24 protein-coding genes are annotated in these 16,608 nt (G+C 65.1%); 21 read left to right on the top strand and 3 right to left on the bottom strand.

Going from position 1 to position 16,608, the window contains the following annotated elements:
- Positions 1-39 precede the first annotated feature (39 nt).
- The 11 genes from ACTJLD_RS01080 to ACTJLD_RS01030 all read left to right on the top strand — a co-directional run bounded on the left by ACTJLD_RS01080 (position 40) and on the right by ACTJLD_RS01030 (position 9,976).
- Positions 40-339 carry a KTSC domain-containing protein gene (locus ACTJLD_RS01080; RefSeq protein WP_060276386.1) on the top strand — a complete coding sequence of 100 codons (300 nt, stop codon included), beginning with the start codon at positions 40-42 and terminating at the stop codon, positions 337-339.
- A complete protein-coding gene (locus ACTJLD_RS01075) occupies positions 336-1,145 on the top strand; it encodes a RecB family exonuclease (RefSeq protein ID WP_440657705.1) in 810 nt (269 codons plus the stop codon). Before ACTJLD_RS01080 ends, ACTJLD_RS01075 begins: the two co-directional genes overlap by 4 nt.
- Before the next feature lie 10 nt (positions 1,146-1,155).
- Positions 1,156-2,442, top strand: a complete 1,287-nt coding sequence (locus ACTJLD_RS01070) for a hypothetical protein (RefSeq protein WP_440657703.1) — start codon at positions 1,156-1,158, stop codon at positions 2,440-2,442.
- 29 nt (positions 2,443-2,471) lie between these two features.
- Complete coding sequence (locus ACTJLD_RS01065; protein ID WP_440657701.1) at positions 2,472-3,353, top strand: DNA translocase FtsK; 882 nt, start codon at positions 2,472-2,474, stop codon at positions 3,351-3,353.
- On the top strand, positions 3,350-5,122 hold the full coding sequence (locus tag ACTJLD_RS01060) for an AAA family ATPase (protein ID WP_440657699.1): 1,773 nt from the start codon (positions 3,350-3,352) through the stop codon (positions 5,120-5,122). Before ACTJLD_RS01065 ends, ACTJLD_RS01060 begins: the two co-directional genes overlap by 4 nt.
- Positions 5,119-5,733 carry a 1-pyrroline-5-carboxylate dehydrogenase gene (locus tag ACTJLD_RS01055; RefSeq protein ID WP_440657697.1) on the top strand — a complete coding sequence of 205 codons (615 nt, stop codon included), beginning with the start codon at positions 5,119-5,121 and terminating at the stop codon, positions 5,731-5,733. Before ACTJLD_RS01060 ends, ACTJLD_RS01055 begins: the two co-directional genes overlap by 4 nt.
- A 39-nt stretch (positions 5,734-5,772) precedes the next feature.
- Entirely contained in the window at positions 5,773-6,843 is a 1,071-nt protein-coding gene (locus ACTJLD_RS01050; RefSeq protein ID WP_440657695.1) for a hypothetical protein, read from the top strand.
- Between the two features lie 6 nt (positions 6,844-6,849).
- Positions 6,850-7,296 (top strand): zinc-finger-containing protein, encoded by a 447-nt coding sequence (locus ACTJLD_RS01045; protein WP_440657693.1) that lies wholly within the window; start codon positions 6,850-6,852, stop codon positions 7,294-7,296.
- Complete coding sequence (locus ACTJLD_RS01040) at positions 7,293-7,487, top strand: hypothetical protein (RefSeq protein ID WP_060318144.1); 195 nt, start codon at positions 7,293-7,295, stop codon at positions 7,485-7,487. The genes ACTJLD_RS01045 and ACTJLD_RS01040 overlap by 4 nt, the downstream gene beginning before the upstream one ends.
- Position 7,488: 1 nt before the next feature.
- A complete protein-coding gene (locus tag ACTJLD_RS01035; RefSeq protein WP_440657691.1) occupies positions 7,489-7,971 on the top strand; it encodes a hypothetical protein in 483 nt (160 codons plus the stop codon).
- A gap of 100 nt (positions 7,972-8,071) precedes the next feature.
- Positions 8,072-9,976 carry a DNA cytosine methyltransferase gene (locus ACTJLD_RS01030; protein ID WP_440657689.1) on the top strand — a complete coding sequence of 635 codons (1,905 nt, stop codon included), beginning with the start codon at positions 8,072-8,074 and terminating at the stop codon, positions 9,974-9,976.
- A 282-nt stretch (positions 9,977-10,258) separates the two neighbouring features.
- On the opposite strand, the gene ACTJLD_RS01025 is transcribed toward ACTJLD_RS01030, so the two are convergent.
- Positions 10,259-10,495, bottom strand: coding sequence for a hypothetical protein (locus ACTJLD_RS01025; protein WP_440657687.1), 237 nt, complete (start codon positions 10,493-10,495; stop codon positions 10,259-10,261).
- A gap of 74 nt (positions 10,496-10,569) precedes the next feature.
- On the opposite strand from ACTJLD_RS01025, the gene ACTJLD_RS01020 reads away from it, so the two are divergent.
- The 4 genes from ACTJLD_RS01020 to ACTJLD_RS01005 are packed head-to-tail and all read left to right on the top strand — an operon-like array spanning position 10,570 to position 12,674.
- Entirely contained in the window at positions 10,570-11,784 is a 1,215-nt protein-coding gene (locus ACTJLD_RS01020; protein WP_440657685.1) for a hypothetical protein, read from the top strand.
- Entirely contained in the window at positions 11,774-12,046 is a 273-nt protein-coding gene (locus ACTJLD_RS01015; protein WP_440657683.1) for a hypothetical protein, read from the top strand. Before ACTJLD_RS01020 ends, ACTJLD_RS01015 begins: the two co-directional genes overlap by 11 nt.
- Positions 12,043-12,282 (top strand): hypothetical protein, encoded by a 240-nt coding sequence (locus tag ACTJLD_RS01010; RefSeq protein WP_272545684.1) that lies wholly within the window; start codon positions 12,043-12,045, stop codon positions 12,280-12,282. The genes ACTJLD_RS01015 and ACTJLD_RS01010 overlap by 4 nt, the downstream gene beginning before the upstream one ends.
- A complete protein-coding gene (locus ACTJLD_RS01005) occupies positions 12,279-12,674 on the top strand; it encodes a DUF551 domain-containing protein (protein WP_440657680.1) in 396 nt (131 codons plus the stop codon). Before ACTJLD_RS01010 ends, ACTJLD_RS01005 begins: the two co-directional genes overlap by 4 nt.
- Positions 12,675-12,904: 230 nt before the next feature.
- On the opposite strand, the gene ACTJLD_RS01000 is transcribed toward ACTJLD_RS01005, so the two are convergent.
- A complete protein-coding gene (locus ACTJLD_RS01000) occupies positions 12,905-13,114 on the bottom strand; it encodes a hypothetical protein (protein ID WP_023474754.1) in 210 nt (69 codons plus the stop codon).
- Between the two features lie 36 nt (positions 13,115-13,150).
- Between ACTJLD_RS01000 and ACTJLD_RS00995 the strand changes: the two genes are divergently transcribed.
- The 4 genes from ACTJLD_RS00995 to ACTJLD_RS00980 are packed head-to-tail and all read left to right on the top strand — an operon-like array spanning position 13,151 to position 15,394.
- The gene (locus tag ACTJLD_RS00995; RefSeq protein WP_440657678.1) at positions 13,151-13,711 is read left to right on the top strand and encodes a hypothetical protein; all 561 of its coding nucleotides are present in this window, start codon (positions 13,151-13,153) and stop codon (positions 13,709-13,711) included.
- On the top strand, positions 13,708-13,944 hold the full coding sequence (locus ACTJLD_RS00990; protein WP_175900031.1) for a hypothetical protein: 237 nt from the start codon (positions 13,708-13,710) through the stop codon (positions 13,942-13,944). Before ACTJLD_RS00995 ends, ACTJLD_RS00990 begins: the two co-directional genes overlap by 4 nt.
- Positions 13,941-14,321, top strand: a complete 381-nt coding sequence (locus tag ACTJLD_RS00985) for a hypothetical protein (protein ID WP_440657675.1) — start codon at positions 13,941-13,943, stop codon at positions 14,319-14,321. Before ACTJLD_RS00990 ends, ACTJLD_RS00985 begins: the two co-directional genes overlap by 4 nt.
- Positions 14,318-15,394, top strand: a complete 1,077-nt coding sequence (locus ACTJLD_RS00980) for a phage Gp37/Gp68 family protein (protein WP_440657673.1) — start codon at positions 14,318-14,320, stop codon at positions 15,392-15,394. Before ACTJLD_RS00985 ends, ACTJLD_RS00980 begins: the two co-directional genes overlap by 4 nt.
- On the opposite strand, the gene ACTJLD_RS00975 is transcribed toward ACTJLD_RS00980, so the two are convergent.
- Positions 15,369-15,674 carry a hypothetical protein gene (locus ACTJLD_RS00975; protein WP_440657671.1) on the bottom strand — a complete coding sequence of 102 codons (306 nt, stop codon included), beginning with the start codon at positions 15,672-15,674 and terminating at the stop codon, positions 15,369-15,371. The two genes, ACTJLD_RS00980 and ACTJLD_RS00975, sit on opposite strands and share 26 nt — an antisense overlap.
- Between ACTJLD_RS00975 and ACTJLD_RS00970 the strand changes: the two genes are divergently transcribed.
- Complete coding sequence (locus tag ACTJLD_RS00970) at positions 15,673-16,371, top strand: hypothetical protein (protein ID WP_440657669.1); 699 nt, start codon at positions 15,673-15,675, stop codon at positions 16,369-16,371. The two genes, ACTJLD_RS00975 and ACTJLD_RS00970, sit on opposite strands and share 2 nt — an antisense overlap.
- Positions 16,368-16,607 carry a DUF4224 domain-containing protein gene (locus tag ACTJLD_RS00965; protein ID WP_440657667.1) on the top strand — a complete coding sequence of 80 codons (240 nt, stop codon included), beginning with the start codon at positions 16,368-16,370 and terminating at the stop codon, positions 16,605-16,607. The genes ACTJLD_RS00970 and ACTJLD_RS00965 overlap by 4 nt, the downstream gene beginning before the upstream one ends.
- Position 16,608 lies beyond the last annotated feature (1 nt).

Below are 16,608 nucleotides of genomic sequence, written 5' to 3'. Positions count from 1 at the left end.
TCGGCGCGCGCGCCCACCATTCACTCGGAGCACCACCAGATGAAAACCATCGACACCCTGCCCGTCGAGTCGTCGCAGATCCACAGCATCGGCTACGACGCCGAAACCGAAACGCTTGCGGTCCGTTTCAAGGATCGCAAGACGAATGCGCCGACGTCGCTGTACCACTACACCGGCTTCACGCAGGCGAACTTCGACGCGCTCAAGGGCGCCGACTCGCTGGGCTCGCATTTCTACAAGCACATCAAGCCGTTCCCCGAGCGCTTCCCGTACGTGTGCATCGAAAAGATGCCGGCGCCGGCCGCGGAGGCCACCGCCGAAACTGCAGGTGCGGCATGACTCCCTCGGTCTACACCGTGCGCGCGTCGAGCTGGGCCGGCCTGTTCGATTGCGCGTATCGCTGGGAAGGCATCCACCTCCTGAAGATGCGCAACGTCGTCGGCCTGCGCGCGGCGCTCGGCACCGCGATCCACGCCGGCACGGCCGTCTTCGACCAGGCACGCCTCGACGGCTCCGGTCTGACGGTCGACGACGCGGCAGGTGCCTTCGTCGACAAGCTGCATGATCCGGAGAACGAATTCGACCCGGCGCGCGACGACTTGAGCTTGTCGGAAGCCGAACGCATCGGCCTCTCGCTCACCACGAAATACTGCCTCGAGGTCGCGCCGCGCTACGACTTCATCGCCGTCGAAATGGAGACGAAGCCGCTCGACATTGAATGCGGCGGCGGCATCACGATTCGCCTGACCGGCACGATGGACCGGGCACGCGTGCGCCGCACAGCGCTCGGCCCGGGCATCGCCGACCTGAAGAGCGGCTCAGCCGCGGTGCAGAAAGGTGTGGCGGTCACGAAGGGACACGGCCCGCAGATCGGCACCTACGAGATGCTCTACGAGCACACGACTGGCGAGCTGATCGCCGACACCGCCGAGATCATCGGCCTGAAGACCAAGGGCACGCCCGAGGTGGCCACCGCATCGGTGAAGGACGCCAAGCGCGTGATGATCGGCACCGAGGACGAGCCCGGCCTCATCGAATTCGCGGCCGACATGTTCCGCACCGGCCGTTTCTTCCCCAACCCGAAATCGCTGCTCTGCGACGCGAAGTACTGCCCGCGGCACGGCATCTGCAAATTCCACGAGTAACGAGGCACCCATGAATGCACCCGCACAACTGAGCGAAGTGAAGGCAGCCGGCGGCGTGCCGGCGCTGATGCCGGACCAAGCCGTCGACATGTTCACCGAGCGCGGCTTTGTCCTGGCCAACCGCATCGCCAAGGCTTACGCGAGCAGCGATGCTGTTCCGGCACAGTTCCGGTCACACAACCTGAAGAAGGCGAACGGCGAGGAAATCTGGGTCGAGAACCCGTCTGCGATCGGCAACTGTCTCGTCGCGATCGAGGTCGCGCGCGCCGTCCGCATGTCGATTACCGCAGTGATGCAGAACGCCGACATGATCGAAGGCAAGCTGCGGTGGTCGGGCAAGTTCGTGATCGCCGCCATCAACGCGTCGGGCCGCTTCACGCCGCTGCGCTTCCAGATGATCAGCCGCGGCAAGATCACGGCCAAGTACAAGGAAAAGACCGGCTGGAATCAGCAGGCTCGGAAGCCGATCTTCGAAGAGCGCGAGGTCGAGGTCGATGACATCGAGTGCATCGCCTGGGCACTTCCGCGGGGCACACCGGAACCGCGTCTCGCGCCCGAACAGGTTCGCCAATACGCGGGCCGCATGCTCGACCTTTACCGTGACATCGGCATGCCCGTGATCGAATCGGCGCCGGTCAGCATGCGAATGGTCGTCGAGGAAGGCTGGTACGGGAAGGCCGGATCGAAGTGGCAGACCGGCCTGCGCACGCTGATGTTCCAGTACCGCGCCGGCAGTTTCTTCGGCAACATCCACGCGCCCGACATCGTCATGGGCATGGGTCGCACTTCCGAGGAAGAAGCCGACATCGTGGACGTCTACCCCGACGGCTCCTTCACCGTGCAGACCACGACGCTCGACACCCTGCGAGCGGGCCCGGCACATCCGGCCGAAGAGGTACGCCGCACCACCGTAGCGGCCCCCTCCACGCCGACCGACGAGCAACCTCCTGAATACGAAGGCGACAACGCAGGCCAGAGGGAAGCCCGGGCGTCGGATGAGGTACCGGGCGACGCTGATCACGCACCGCAAGGCGGCTTCGACTTCGACGTGAGCGGCCTGGTGCTCGGCATCCGCGAGGACATCGAGTCGGCCAAAACCCCCGAGGATCTCGACCTCGCGCGCAGCGCAATCAGCGGCGTGCCTGACGAAACCGCCAAGGCCGAACTGAACGCCCTTGCCTCGGCGCGCATGCGCGCCATCACGGCGGCGGCTGATCAGGCGGCCACCGGCAAAGCGTCGTCTCAAACGACCGCACCGGCCGGCCGCCGGGCACGCAGCCCGATCAGCGCCGATTAACCCCCTCTATCGCCGCCAAGGATTTCGACATGACCGACAAGAACGTTCTCCAGATGACCGCCGACAGCATCGGCAAAGACCTGCTTTCCGCGTTGGTGACCGAAATGAAGCTGATGCCCGACATCTGGGTAAAGCTCTCCGAGAAAAAGCAGAACGACGTCATCGACAGGCTGAAGGCACGCGTCGACCATAACGTGAAGATGGCAACGCACCTCATCGCCAGCAACGGTCGCATCGTCGTGCAGGGTGACCTCGACCAGATCACGATCAAGGACGGCGTCAAGGCGGTCGTGAAATTCGGCGGCTCTCAGCCGAACCTGCATGAGCTCTACGAAGCGAGCGGCAAAGCCGTCCTGGTCGTTGTCGCGAACCCCGACGAGCACACCGGCGGCATGGACGAGATCCGCGGCGAATCGGATCAGCGCGGTTTGGACCTCGGCCGCGAGTACACCGACCAGGACGGCGACGGCATGGACGGCGACAAGCCCGATAGCGACGTCGTCGATGCCGATTTCCGCGAGGTGCCGAAGCCCGGCGACGGCCCGACCCAGGCGCAGCTCGACGAACAGCATCAGGCAGGCCGGCAGGCGGCCGCCGAAGGCAAGCCCGAGAGCGAATGCCCCGTGATGGCCGGCGAGCTGTGCATCGCCTGGGTGAAGGGCTGGAAGGAGTGGCACGAGGAACAAGCCGCGTCCGGCAACGAGGATCCGCTGTACGCCCAAGTCGAAGCGTTCGTGATCGAGCATCAGAAGGTGACGATTTCGAGCGTGCAGCGCCAGTTCAAGATCGGCTACAACCGCGCCGCGCGGCTGATCGAGCTGCTCGAAGCCAAGGGCGTCGTCAGTGCGATGGATTCGGACGGCGGCCGCACGGTGCTGCGGCCGCGCGAAACGCAGGGAGAGGAATCGTGAAAATCACCGACATCTACGTGGCGAACGTGCTCGGCATCCGCACAGCGGATATTCGGCTCGCGAAACCGGTCACCCTCTTCACCGGCCCGAACGGTGCTGGGAAGAGCAGCCTGCAGGAAGCGGTTCGCATGGCGCTCACTGGCGACACCGTGCGCGTCGCGCTGAAGAAGGAATACGGCTCGCTCGTCACCGAGGGTGCGGACGGTGGCCAGATCGTGGTCGCGTGCGGCGAGCAGGCGAACAGCGTCACGCTGCCGTCCGGGAAGCTCAAGCGCGAGCTCGCCGAGGATCCTCGCCTTCCTCTGGTGCTCGACGCGCAGCGGTTTGCTCACCTCGGCGCGGCCGAGCGCCGGGCGTTCCTGTACGACCTGATGGGCGTGAAGATCGGCGTCGACGAAATGCGCGCCCGGCTGCTCGACAAGCTCGGGTTTCGCACCGACGCGGTACCGGCACCGGCCGCCGCGCGGCTCGCGGCCATCACGCCGATGCTGCGCGCCGGATTCGAAGCGGCGCAGAAGGAAGCGGCCGACCGGGCGCGCGGCGCGAAGCAGTCGTGGCGCAACGCGACCGGCGAGACGTACGGCAGCCAGAAGGGAGCGACCTGGCGCCCGGCACCGGTCGAGTTCGACGAGGCAGCATTGCGGAAGCTCACGGGCGACCGGGCGACGCTCGACGATCGGATCGGTGAACTGCAGCAGCAGATCGGCGCTGCCGACGCGGCGGACACCGCAGCACGTGCGCGTGCATCGAAAATCGCCGATCTGCGCACGCGCGCCGCCGGTTACGCGAAGGCGGTCGAGCTCGCGCAGCTCGCCGACGAACAGGTCGCCGAATTCCTGCCCAAGGTCGAAGCGCTTCGTGTGCGCGCCGGCGCGGCACCGGCCGGCACCGAATGTTCGTGCCCCGAGTGCGGCGCGCTTCTGCGCTACCTCAACGGCGCGCTGTCGGCGGCGGCCGCAGCCGGCGCGCGCGACGCCGACGCGGCTGCGAAGCTACCCGAGTACGAGCAGGGCCTGAAGACGCTGCAAAACGCAGCCGCAAACCGCAAACGCGATCTCGAAGCCGCAGACGCGGCCGCGACGCAGTTGCGCGCGCTCGAAGACGATGCGGCGGACAGTGGCGCGGCCGCCGCACGCGAGAGCGGAGACGCCGCGCGCTCGGAGCTGGCCGACCTCCAGCGCCGCCGCAAGCAGCTCGACACCGACATCGCGACGCTTCGCGAGATCGAACGTCGCGCCGCCGGCGCCGCCGACCTGGCAAAGCAGGCTGCGGCGCTGCACGAAGATGTCGCAGCGTACGAAGCGATCGCCGACGCGCTCGCACCGAATGGGATCCCGGCCGATCTGCTCAAAGAGGCGCTCACGCCGATGAACGAGCGCCTGACGGACCTCGCCGAGATGTCCGAATGGGAATGGGCCGACGTGACGATCACGCCGGAGATGGAGATCTTCGCCGACGGGCGCGCTTACGCCATGCTGTCCGAATCGGAGCGCTGGCGCGTTGACGCGCACATCGCCGCGGCGATCAGCCACTTCTCGGGCCTGAAGCTGCTCGTGCTCGATCGCGCCGATGTCCTGGTCGGGCCGGAGCGCGACCGGCTGCTCTACTGGCTCGACGATCTCGCCTATGGAAACCAGATCGACACGGCGCTCGTGTTCATGAGCCTGAAAGCGCCGCCCGGCGGGCTGCCTGAAGCCATCGAGGCATTCTGGGTTGAAGGCGGTCAGGTCGCGCCGGCCGCGCAGCATGCAATACGGGAGGCAGCATGAGAGAGGACATCGAGAAGTATCTCGCCGCCACATCGGAAGCCACGGCGAAGGCCGTGGCGACCGGAACCGGGCTCCCCCATCTCGACGTGACGAAGGAGCTGAACCGGATGCTCGGCGAGGCGGTCGTCGAGCGCGAAAAGCGCGCGGGCGGCGGCAACGAATACGTCTACTGGCTCGCGCGCAGCGCCGCGCCGATACCGCCGGCCAACGCCGCGCCGCCGGTCGTCGCTCTGTCGCTGGCCGAGGCCGTTGCGGGCCTGCCGCCGTCGGCTGTAGCAGCCGACACCACCTCACGCGTCATCGCAGAGCTGCGAGCCGAAGTCGAACGCCTCACCGCCGAGCGCGACGCCGCGCAGCAAAGAGCCGACACCTGGCGCGCGAATACCGCGGCGCTTGAGGCGCGCATCGACGAGCTGACACTCGGCCCGGTCGGCGCACGCGCGCCGCTGTTCGTGACGGTCGGTAGGTATTGCAAGCCGAAACGTCACACGTCGCTCGAGAAAGCCCAGCGACGCGGCAGCGCGCTCGTGCGCAGCGAGAAGGAGTCCGAGGTGCTCGTGCTCGAACCGGTCGGCCGGATCGTGCGCGGCACGCAGTGGATGGCGCGATAACGCCATCCCTCTCCCCCAAAATTCACTATTGAAAACACCATGAGCCACTTTTCAGTACTCGTCATCGGCAATGATGTCGAGACGCAACTCTGGCCGTATCACGAGTTCGAATGTACCGGTGAGAACGATGAATTCGTGCAGGACGTCGACAAAACCGACGAGGCACGCGCCGAGTTCGGCGCGCAGACCGAGACCCGCCTGAAAGCTCCGGACGGCTCCCTGCATAGCTTCTTCGACGACAACAGCAACTGGCGCCCGGAGTTTTCGCAGCCCGACCCCGACGCGCCGTCCTTTGCTCCTGGTCGACGGATGCGATTCGTGCCGCCGGGATACGAGCTTGTCGAGGTGCCTGCAGCACAACTGAGAACATTCAGCGACTGGCTCACCGGCTGGTACGGCATGGCGCTCGTTCCGTTCGGAGAAGCGCCGGACACGGACGGCGTGCACAAGTTCGGATACGCCATGCTCGACGAGAGCGGGAACGTTACGAAAGTCGTCAAACGCACCAATCCGCGGAAACAGTGGGACTGGTGGGTCGTCGGCGGCCGATGGTCAGGGTTCCTGCAGCTGAAAGATGGCGCAACTGGCGCACGCGGTCGCCCTGGGCTCATGGGTGCATGCGCCGACGACGGCCCCGGCCGAGCAGACGTCGCTCGCAAAGGTGACATCGATTTCAACGGTATGCGCGACGCAGCCGGCAAGAATGCCGGCGAACGCTGGGACAAGGCGGCCGCTGCGCGCGGCGATGCAACGTGGCACGTCTGGGAGCACGTACGTGAGGTTCTGCATGCAGGCGACATCGACGCCGCACGCAAGGCATACCACGCGCAACCGGCCATGAAGGCAGTGGCTGCCGCGCTCGATAACCCATGGGATGGCGTCGACGAGTACCTGACGCCGCGCGACCGATACGTGCAGCAGGCCCGCGACAGCTCGACGGTGACCTACGCTCTCGTAAAGGACGGTCAGTGGGCCGGGCGCGGCACGATGGGATGGTTCGGCGTTTCGCATGACGAACGCGACTGCGACGACTGGAACCGGAAGGTCAATGATCTGCTCGACAGCCTGCCCGACGACACGATCATCACGGTCGTCGACTGCCATATCTGACCCACCATGAGCGCTGCCGACAAAAAGACGCCGTGGAACCCGTCGCGCCGCGCGACGGCCCGCGTCAAGAACCCGCTTCCGGCTCCGACAAGTTGCCCTTACGACGGCGGCCCCGTCGAGATCGTGAACAACTCGGCGATCTATGGGCGCGAGTACGGCGACTGGCCGTGGGCGTTCCTCTGCCGCACGTGCCGTGCATACGTCGGCCTGCACCCCTTCACCGCCATTCCACTCGGCACGCTGGCCGACGGGCCGACCCGCGAGGCGCGGAAACGCGCCAAAGCTGCCTTCAATCCGATCTGGCAGTCGGGCGCGATGACCCGCACTGATGCGTACGTCTGGTTGGCCAGACAGCTCGGCATCGCGAACCACGAGGAATGTCATATCGGCTGGTTCGACGTCGCGACGTGCGATCGCGTCGTGGCTGTCATTCAACAGGAGTACCCCCTATGACCGATACGCAAGACCCGCTCTGGCGTGCGCTCGCGCGCCTCGAGCACACCGAGCTGAGCGAAGACGATCGCAATCTGTTGCGGCCGGCGTTCGCTGCGATGCACGGCAGCCACGCCATGCGCATCCCCGAGGATATCGTCAAGCTGATCCGACGCCTCGACGCAACGCTGCCGAATGAAATGGGGACCTGACATGCTCCGCGCCCTCCTCTTCTGCGTCAGCGGCCGCCTGCCGTGCCGAATCATCAGCGACGCCGGCCGCCCCTACCTCGAGCGCTACTACCTGGTCACGCTCTTCGGCGTGCGCGTGTACCTGCACCGCTTCGTCGACAGCGATCCCGATCGCGGGTTGCATGATCACCCGTGGCCGTGGGCCTTCTCCCTGATCCTCACCGGCTGGTACTACGAGCAGACGCGCGCCGGCACGAAGATCGTGCGCTGGTTCAACGCACTGATCGGCGATTCGTTCCATCGCGTGATCCTGCCGCGCGACCACGGCGTGCACGAGTGCTGGACGATCTTCGCGCACCGCGCGCGTCGCACGAAAGAATGGGGCTTCCTGCGCGACAAGGGACAACTGGGCCGCGTGTACGCCGCACACAAGCCCGGTGCAGACGACCAATGGTGGAAGCGCGCCGCTCGCGGCCGCGCCGAACCGCAGCGAATGCCTCGCTGAACAGACAGAGCATCACCGCGTGGTTTACCTCGGTCCGCGCGGCATTCGAAGGGCGCCGAATTTATCGGCGCCCTTCTTTTTTCGACTTCCCGTGATTCCCATGAACATTCGTCGCGAATACAAGGTCTTCGGCTTCTGCTCCGGCCTCGGAGCAGGCATGAAAGGTTTCAAGAAAGCTGTCTCGCACGTAGGGACAATGACCGGCACGTGGCGCGTGCTTGGGGGTATCGACAACGATCCCGCCGCGTGCCGCGACTTCCGCACGATTGTCGGTGTCCCGTGCACGCTCCAGGACCTCTTCACGCGCACGCAGTACACCGCGTTCCACAGTGCTGAGCCGCCGGCAGGCTGGCGAGAAGCGACGCCGGAAGACGTGCGCCGCGCCGCCGGTTACGAGCACCCGCATTGCGTGTTCATCTCGTCGCCGTGCAAGGGCGCGTCCGGGTTGCTGTCGGAAACGCTCAGCCGCACGCCGAAGTACCAGGCACTCAACGAGTTGACGCTGCGCTGCGTCTGGCTGATGTGCGAGGCATGGAAAGACGATCCGGTCGAGCTGATCGTGTTCGAGAACGTGCCGCGGCTCGCGACGCGCGGCCGTCACCTGCTCGATCAGATCGGCAAGATCCTCCAGCACTACGGCTACGCCGTGAACGAGACGACGCATGACTGCGGCGAGATCGGCGGTCTCGCGCAGAGCCGCAAGCGATTCCTGCTCGTCGCGCGGCACATGGAGAAAGTGCCGGCGTGCTTGTACGAGCCGCCCGTCAAGCGCCTGCAGGGCGTCGGGACGTTGCTCGGCCGCATGCCGTTGCCGGGCGACATTGGCGCGGCCGGCCCGATGCATCGCGTGCCGTCACTGCAGTGGAAAACGTGGGTGCGCCTCGCGTTCGTCGAAGCAGGCAGCGATTGGCGCAGCCTGAACAAGCTCGCGATCGAGAACGGTCACCTGCGCGACTACCTGATCGTGCCGGACATGCACAACGGTGTGCTCGGCGTGAACCGCTGGGAGGAACCGTGCGGCGTGGTGGCCGGCGCGAGCCGCCCGGGCAACGGCACCTTTTCGGTCGCCGACCCGCGCGGGCCGGCCGACGCCGCGCAATACCAGCAGTACGGCGTACTCGACTGGAACGACCACGCCGGCACGATCACCGGCCAGAAGTCGCCCGGGCAAGGCACCTTCAGCGTCGCAGACCCGCGCACTGGAGTGAAGCACAACAACTGCTTCCGCATCGTGCCGTTCGACCACCCGGCGGGCGTCGTCACCGGCGGTACCGGGCCGAGCGCAGGCGGACAGGGCGTCGCCGACCCGCGGCCGCCGGCCGGCCCGCTGTTCAGCAAGTACAAGGTGACCGAATGGGACGGCCATGCCGGCACGGTCATCGGCGGCGACGACCAGGGCGCGTATGCAGTCGCTGATCCGCGCGCGAGCACCGGCTTCGAAGGCGCCGGCAAGTACCGCGTCACCGGCTTCGACGAACCTGCCGGCACCGTGATCGCTCGCAGCGACAGCGGTCAAGGCGCGTTTGCTGTTGCCGATCCTCGCCCGGGCATGCGCCGCGAGCGCGGCGACGCGTATCTGACTGGCGGCCACTACGGCGTCGTCGGCTGGGAACAGCACAGCGGCGCAGTGTCGGCCGCCGCCGGCCACGACAACGGACGCTGGTCCGTTGCCGATCCGCGCATGCCCGCGGCGAACGAGAAGACTGTCGCCGTCATACGCGCGCTCGACGGCACATGGCACCGACCGTTCACCACGCTCGAGCTGGCAGTCCTGCAATCGCTCGTGGAACCGGAGGAGCAGCTCGAGCTCGACGGCCTTTCCGACCAGGCGTGGCGCGAGCGGATTGGCAACGCGGTGCCGCCGGACGCCGCGCAGGCGATCGCCGAAGCGATGGGCACGACGTTGCTACTTGCGGAGTCCGGGGAAACGTTCCTGCTTTCGTCGACGCCGGTCTGGGTTCGGCCGATCGCGATCGCGCTGACCGTCGCCCCGCAGACCTTCTAAGTCAGAGGTCCCTTATGCCCTGCACCCCGTTTCGCCTTCCCGGCGGCATCTCCGGAATCATGTGCACACGCAGTCGTAAGCGCGCTCATCGCTGCTCGGTCGACGGCTGCAACGCGCCGAGCGGCTTCCAGTGCGATTTCCAGACGAAGCCGGGTAAGACATGCGACCGGCACCTGTGCGCGGTGCATGCGCATCAGGCCGGCCCGGACGTCCACTTCTGCCCTACGCATCTCTCGGAGTCGAGCGGCAAAAAGCAGCGCGACCTATTCGCATAAGTGACACTCAATCGGCCGGCCCAAGCAGGACGTCAATCGCAGCCTGCCCCGCGATCTCGGCGACGAGATATGCCCAGCGTCGGGTGAACGGGCCGTTTCGAATCAGTATGCGGTGTCCGCGCGCCCCAAGGATACCGAGATTGTCATGCCCCTTTATCTGGAACGTGACGTCGTACATGTCCTGTGCGGCTGAGGTCAGTTGAACATCAATTTCAAAACCACGGTACTCGATTGTTCGTTGCATGACTACCTCCGCTATTCGAGTTAGAGGCTAGCACGAATGCACAACAAGCGTTCCGGCGTCCAAAGGACTACACCATGACCACCCAAAACGAAAAAAGCCCGCTCATGCGGAACGCGAGCGGGCAAGAAAACGGAACAGCAATCGAGGCACGAGGACTGTCCTCAGCAGATAACGGCATGCCGGCCGAAAACCTTAGCCAACGAAAGATCCTCGCTCCCAAACAGGCGAGCGAGGCGGCAAATCAGCGGCCGAGTAAGGAGAACGCGACCGCCAAAAGCATTGTCGGCGTGCGAGCAGCCGGCGGCAATGAGACGAGTTCGAAAGTTGGCCGCGCGGAGGCGCTGACGTATCGCCTGACCGAGTTCGACGTCCTGTTGGACGGGTATCAGGAATCCCTGCAAGACGGCCCGCTGAAAGAACGCGTCGATGCTCGCAATGAATTGCGGCTCGCCTACAGAACGGCATTGCTCGCCTCATTCCCTGTCGAGCAGCCCGCAGCAGCGCCGAACGACTCGGGCACGGTATCAGTCGCGTGTTTTTCGGGACGCTACCCGCACGGTACGATCACCTACAGTCAGCTTGCACCCTCGCCAGCGGACGAGCGGGCGGCGTTCCCGCGCTATACCGAATGGCTGCACCTGCGCACGCACGGGGAATGGTCGAGCGGCGTGCCCGCGTGGGCGCGCGACCATACCGGCCGGATGAACGACTTCACTGCCGCAAGCGCAGTAATCGAAGAACTCGCCGCTGCCCGCGCCTCCTCTGCCAACGGGATAGGAGCGGATGGTGTACGCGCATGGGAAACCGACGACGGCCGCGTGATCAGCGACGAGCAGAAGCAACAGGCGCTTCGCGATGGGGGCGCATCGGCATCGTCTGTGCGTCCGTTCTCGATCGCGCTCGGCCGGATCGGCGCGGTGCCCGCTATGGCGGCGGAAGCGGTGGCGATCCCGGCCGGCTGGCTCAAGCTCGCGGAATCGGCGCGCTCGCTCCGTAGCCTTTACCACAACACGCATTGCAATCCGGAAGGCTTCCGTCTCTCTGTCGAAGCGCTGGCCGACGAGGCCGCGAAATTGCTGGCCGCCCCGCAGCCCGCGCAGGCAGACGCTCTGGTCGGGCTGACCGATGCAGTCGTGGACGCCGCGAAGGCGGTCGTGCGCGAAGCGCTCGACTCGGTTTCGGTGCATCCCTGCGACGAGCACGACGACGAAGTGCGGGCGCGCCAGCTCCCTGACTACATGCAAAAGCTGTACCGCGCCCTTCTCCAAGGAGCCAACCATGTCGAATGACAACGTGCTGACGGACGAGTGTGCCGCCGTTTTGCGCCTCTGCGTGAGCGAACTGCGCGCATGGATGAAAGACCACGGCAAGGACATCCGGAGTCAAGATCCCATCGCGCGGGCAAACGCCCTTCTCGCCGCCCATCCGGACCAGCCGGAGCCACGCGCCGAGGTGACGGAATGCTGCAATCACACATGGGAGTCATGCCACAAAGGCGACGGATGCGAATTTCGCATTTGGCTAGGCGCCCGCACCGGAGCCTCATCATGAGCAAATTCCAGAAACTCGACGCGCTGATCCTCGCGTCGATCGACGACACCCCGAAAAAATTCGCAGCCGTCAACACTGGCGCAGTGCGTGAAGAAAGCGAGCGGCTCGCGCGCGAAGAATGCCGGCCGACCACCTTCGGTGACGTCGTGAGCTGGCGCATCGTTGACCGGCGTCTCCAGTCCGTGCGCAAGACTGGGAAGATCCGATCAACGTCGAAAGGATGGGTGCGAGCATGAAGATCACCGACGACATGCTGACCGAGATGGAGCCGATCGTATCGCAGTGGATTCGCGAGCGCGGCACCTGCATGGATGGCGCAAGTTACGCGGCTGCGCTGGAGCTGGCGGCATACGTTGCCGCCCTTCGCACGACACTCATCAGAGAGACGTGGATCAGAATTGACGAGAAGCTACCGACCTGCAACCGGAAGGCCGGATCGCTGGGCGTCGAGGTGCTGATATACCCCGCTATGGAGACAGGCGAGCGCACTGCGTTCTTCGGTAGACGAATCAGCCAGAAGCCGACGTTCTATCGCTATGGTGCTCCGGTGCACGGCGTAACGCATTGGATGCCGCTGCCCGATGCCCCGGCGGACGCCGCCCGCGCCCAAGGAGGCGAATCGTGCTGATCGACTGCTACCAGTTCAATGGCACACCCGGCCGACTAGAAACCAAATGCGTGCCTCTGGTGCGGCGGCAACGGCCCGGGCCAGCGACGCGCCGCAACACGGACACTCATAGTGCTCCTCAAATGGACTGCCGTTCCGCATAACAATCCCGACCAGTTCGAGATGTTGCGGTTGCATGCCAGCAGGTTCTCCATGAACCGCGATGCAGGCGCCGCATGGGGTTTGCGTCGTCATGCGTACCGCGTCAACCACTCTTCGGAAAACTGCTTCGCATAGGCGACCGCTTCGGCTTCTGTGTCGAATTCGCCAAGTTTCCGAAAGGCCGCCTCGCGGCTGAATCCCACCTTCGTCACTTCGACCTGCGCGGCGAACTTGCCGTCGTCGGTCGGGCGTGGCGTGCAGTTCATCTCATACCCACGCATCAGGAAAACAGTCTTCATCTGGTGCTCGCTGAAAAATACCGGAGGAATCGTAGCATGTCGACGTCGACACGGAACCCGTGGACGACCGGCGAGATACGTCTGCTCGCCCGCCTCTATCCGTCCCACATCCCATCCAAAGCGCTCTACGCGGCATTTCCTCGACATCCACGGAAGTCGGTGCAGACCTATGCGCGGACGGTGCTGAAGATCTCGCGGCCGCCGCGCGACCACAAGTCGGTCGCGGCGCCGGCATGGAATCACATGCGCGCCATTCTCAAAACGGAACAGCTGTCGGTTCGCGAGCTGGTGAAGCGCTGCGGAGTCTCGCAGCAGCGCGTCAGCGAACTGCTGACGATCCACCGCACCGAGGTGCACATCGTCGATTGGATTCCGCCCGTCGGTCGAGCGCAGTGGCGCCCTGTTTGGGCTATCGGAAATGCGCCGGACGTGCCGTGCCCGGCAGCGATCAAATCGAAGGCAGCGCGCGCCGCCCGAAGCGCCATGCAGCGCAATCCGTTTCTCACTGCGGCCGGCCTCGTGACGATCCCCGTCGGCGAGCCCGGCCGAATCTTTCAACAATCCATGGACGACACCGACGAGGAGCTGGCGGCATGAGCACCCGAACCATCATCGAGATCAACCACGACTTCCTGCTTCGGCTGCTGGCCGCCCCCCTCGCCCTCGCCGACACACTTCGCTCGGTTTGCTGCGACCACCAGGCCGAGTTGAACGACGACAACGGCCGCGGTCGGCCGCTCGACCTCGGTGGCGGCATTCGTATCGTCTACCGCCGCCACCACTCCGAGGAAGCGCGGTTCGTCACCAAATACATGGACATCGAGCTATGAGCGCTCTTTTCTATGTTCAGGACAGCCGCTCGTTCGTAGGCAACGATGTTCTGTGGTGGGCTGAAGGCGGCAGCGGATACACGACCGATCTGCGCAAAGCGCACGTGTACACGCAAGAAGAGGCGCAGGCACGCCACAACGAGCGCGCGACTGACATCCCGTGGCCGAAGGATTACATCGACTCGAAGTGGCGGCCGGCCGTCGACTTCCAGCATATCAAGCGCGATCAGGCGCTCGCTGGCACCGGAATCAGGCTGACCAAGCCTCGGAAGCAGCGCGCCGATCTCGTGAACTGCGTCGGATGCGGCCGGTTCCTGCGAGACGCTGACCGATATTCACTCGACTGCCCACACTGCGGCGCGGACAACAGACCATGAGCGAGAACAGCAAAATCGAGTGGTGCGACCACACATTCAACCCCTGGGAAGGCTGCCAGAAGGTAGGCCCAGGCTGCGACCACTGCTACGCCGAGTCGCGCAACGCGCGCTTCGCTGGCGGCACTGCCATCAACTGGGGCCCCGGCGCGCCACGCCGCCGCACGTCGGCCGCGAACTGGCGCAAGCCGCTCGCTTGGAATGCTGCGCACGCCGACTTCTTCGCCGAGCACGGCCGTCGCCAGCGCGTGTTCTGCGCGTCGCTTGCGGACGTATTCGACAACGCCGTTCCGGAAGTCTGGCGCGCGGACCTGTTCGACCTGATCTTGAATACCCCGCACCTCGACTGGCTGCTGCTGACGAAGCGCATTGGGAACTGGATGAATCTCCTGCGGGAAGCATCCGACTATGCGTTCAACCATCGCCGCGACGACTTGTATGCATGGATCGACGGCTGGCTCGAGGGCAATGCCCCAGCAAACGTCTGGCTCGGCGCGACGATCGTCAACCAGGCCGAGGCCGACCGCGACATCGAAAAGCTGCTCATGACGCCGGCGCGCCGCCGATTTCTGTCGATGGAGCCGCTACTTGGTCCGGTCGATCTTCGAGCCTGGTTCGATCCGACTGGAGTTTGCCGCATGCGGGAAATGCAGTCGTGCGAAGACTGTCCTGCCGACGCCCCGTGGATTCATGGCCCCACCACCGAATATGCGGAGGACGGTTCGGGGTACAGCTCGCCCGAAATCGATTGGGTGATCGTCGGAGGCGAAAGCGGCCACGGCGCGCGGCCGATGCATCCCGGATGGGTCCGCTCGCTGCGGGATCAGTGCGCAGTCGCCGGCGTGCCGTTCCTGTTCAAGCAATGGGGGGAATGGCTACCTGTCGAGCCGAACGGGGTGGCGATCTGCGGATGCGGGGTAACGCCCGTTCGTGAAACTGCCTTTCGCTTCGCGGCGAACCACCACTTCACCAAGGTCGGCAAGCGCGCCGCCGGCCGCCACCTCGACGGCCGCACGCACGACGAATTTCCGCAGGCCAGTAACTTTCAACTCAATCCGCTGCCGATGTGCCGTTGAGTGCAGCCCGACCAATCGTCACACCCTCCAGGACGCCATCGTCTCTAGTTGCACATTGCTGACCAACTCCAACTCTCGCGAAGTCGCCGAGATTGCCCGAGGCGTCAGCGCGGGCAATCCAAACATGGAAGATCCACTCTTCCTTCGGAATGAAGCTCCGCGCAACGGAAACACGAATTCGATGTGGCCCGTGTTCGTCTTCGAACACTTCAGGATGGCCAAATTCAATTTGTTGGATCGCCACGGTCTCCTCCTCAAAATTGAGCAGAAATCCTAGCATGACTGAACGCCCTATCCTTTTCAGCGGCCCGATGGTGCGCGCCATCGTCGAAGGCCGCAAGACGCAGACGCGGCGCATCATCAAGCTGCCTCACGACAATCCGCTCGGCATGTGGGAGCCGACGACGGCCGGCGGCGGATCCGTGAAGTATGTCGGCGGGACGCCCGCACCCGAAATTGCCGCGATCTGGCACACGCGCACCGGTGACTGCTACGTATGCCCGCACGGAGACGTCGGCGATCGGCTGTGGGTGCGCGAAACGCACGAAGTACGCCGCATTGGTACCGAGACATTCGAAGGCAGCCGCCCGGCGCGCCGCTATGCAGGCATCGCATACCAGGCCGACGACGGTCGCGCCGAGGTCGACATCGACCACAACACGTTCCAGGCGCTCAATGCCAAGGAATCACGTGGCTGGTCGCCATCCATCCACATGCCGCGCTGGGCGTCGCGCATCAGGCTCGAGATCACCGGCGTGCGCGCCGAGCGCCTGCAGAGCATCAGCGAATCGGATGCTCGCGACGAAGGGGTGACGATCGAGGACCATCACATGCGGGGGTACTGCGCCGGCGCCTTCCGTCCGCCGAGCATCCGCGCTTTTCACGATCTCTGGGACAGCCTGAACGCCTCGCGCGGGTACGGCTGGGACACGAACCCATGGGTATGGGTCGTAGCATTTCGAAGGATTGCATCATGAGTCTCTACCTCACCACCCCGGAGCTGGCCGAGCTGGTCGGTTGCAAGCCACGCAGCCACGCGTGCATGAAGCGCTGGCTTGAGCGCAATCACTGGCCGTTCGCGGTCAACATCGCCGGCGTACCGCTCGTCGCGCGCGAGTACTATGACGCCCGCATGAACGGCACCACCCCCTCGACACCCGCGCGCCGGCACCGCACCTCCGCATCAGAAGAACCGAACTTCGCCGCACTGTAAT

The organism is Burkholderia sp. 22088, from assembly GCF_052045915.1.
In the GTDB taxonomy this organism is placed as follows: domain Bacteria; phylum Pseudomonadota; class Gammaproteobacteria; order Burkholderiales; family Burkholderiaceae; genus Burkholderia; species Burkholderia cepacia.
This window is presented reverse-complemented; position numbering and strand designations above follow the sequence as displayed.

Bases quoted from the DNA above. Each gene is read 5' to 3' on its own strand.
- ACTJLD_RS01070 (WP_440657703.1), top strand. From the start codon at position 1,156: ATGAATGCACCCGCACAACTGAGCGAAGTGAAGGCAGCCGGCGGCGTG.
- ACTJLD_RS01025 (WP_440657687.1), bottom strand. From the start codon at position 10,495: ATGCAACGAACAATCGAGTACCGTGGTTTTGAAATTGATGTTCAACTG.
- ACTJLD_RS01045 (WP_440657693.1), top strand. From the start codon at position 6,850: ATGAGCGCTGCCGACAAAAAGACGCCGTGGAACCCGTCGCGCCGCGCG.
- ACTJLD_RS01065 (WP_440657701.1), top strand. From the start codon at position 2,472: ATGACCGACAAGAACGTTCTCCAGATGACCGCCGACAGCATCGGCAAA.
- ACTJLD_RS01055 (WP_440657697.1), top strand. From the start codon at position 5,119: ATGAGAGAGGACATCGAGAAGTATCTCGCCGCCACATCGGAAGCCACG.
- ACTJLD_RS00980 (WP_440657673.1), top strand. From the start codon at position 14,318: ATGAGCGAGAACAGCAAAATCGAGTGGTGCGACCACACATTCAACCCC.
- ACTJLD_RS01005 (WP_440657680.1), top strand. From the start codon at position 12,279: ATGAAGATCACCGACGACATGCTGACCGAGATGGAGCCGATCGTATCG.
- ACTJLD_RS00965 (WP_440657667.1), top strand. From the start codon at position 16,368: ATGAGTCTCTACCTCACCACCCCGGAGCTGGCCGAGCTGGTCGGTTGC.
- ACTJLD_RS00985 (WP_440657675.1), top strand. From the start codon at position 13,941: ATGAGCGCTCTTTTCTATGTTCAGGACAGCCGCTCGTTCGTAGGCAAC.
- ACTJLD_RS01035 (WP_440657691.1), top strand. From the start codon at position 7,489: ATGCTCCGCGCCCTCCTCTTCTGCGTCAGCGGCCGCCTGCCGTGCCGA.
- ACTJLD_RS01020 (WP_440657685.1), top strand. From the start codon at position 10,570: ATGACCACCCAAAACGAAAAAAGCCCGCTCATGCGGAACGCGAGCGGG.
- ACTJLD_RS01010 (WP_272545684.1), top strand. From the start codon at position 12,043: ATGAGCAAATTCCAGAAACTCGACGCGCTGATCCTCGCGTCGATCGAC.
- ACTJLD_RS01000 (WP_023474754.1), bottom strand. From the start codon at position 13,114: ATGAAGACTGTTTTCCTGATGCGTGGGTATGAGATGAACTGCACGCCA.
- ACTJLD_RS00990 (WP_175900031.1), top strand. From the start codon at position 13,708: ATGAGCACCCGAACCATCATCGAGATCAACCACGACTTCCTGCTTCGG.
- ACTJLD_RS01030 (WP_440657689.1), top strand. From the start codon at position 8,072: ATGAACATTCGTCGCGAATACAAGGTCTTCGGCTTCTGCTCCGGCCTC.
- ACTJLD_RS01015 (WP_440657683.1), top strand. From the start codon at position 11,774: ATGTCGAATGACAACGTGCTGACGGACGAGTGTGCCGCCGTTTTGCGC.
- ACTJLD_RS01040 (WP_060318144.1), top strand. From the start codon at position 7,293: ATGACCGATACGCAAGACCCGCTCTGGCGTGCGCTCGCGCGCCTCGAG.
- ACTJLD_RS00970 (WP_440657669.1), top strand. From the start codon at position 15,673: ATGACTGAACGCCCTATCCTTTTCAGCGGCCCGATGGTGCGCGCCATC.
- ACTJLD_RS01080 (WP_060276386.1), top strand. From the start codon at position 40: ATGAAAACCATCGACACCCTGCCCGTCGAGTCGTCGCAGATCCACAGC.
- ACTJLD_RS01050 (WP_440657695.1), top strand. From the start codon at position 5,773: ATGAGCCACTTTTCAGTACTCGTCATCGGCAATGATGTCGAGACGCAA.
- ACTJLD_RS00975 (WP_440657671.1), bottom strand. From the start codon at position 15,674: ATGCTAGGATTTCTGCTCAATTTTGAGGAGGAGACCGTGGCGATCCAA.
- ACTJLD_RS01075 (WP_440657705.1), top strand. From the start codon at position 336: ATGACTCCCTCGGTCTACACCGTGCGCGCGTCGAGCTGGGCCGGCCTG.
- ACTJLD_RS00995 (WP_440657678.1), top strand. From the start codon at position 13,151: ATGTCGACGTCGACACGGAACCCGTGGACGACCGGCGAGATACGTCTG.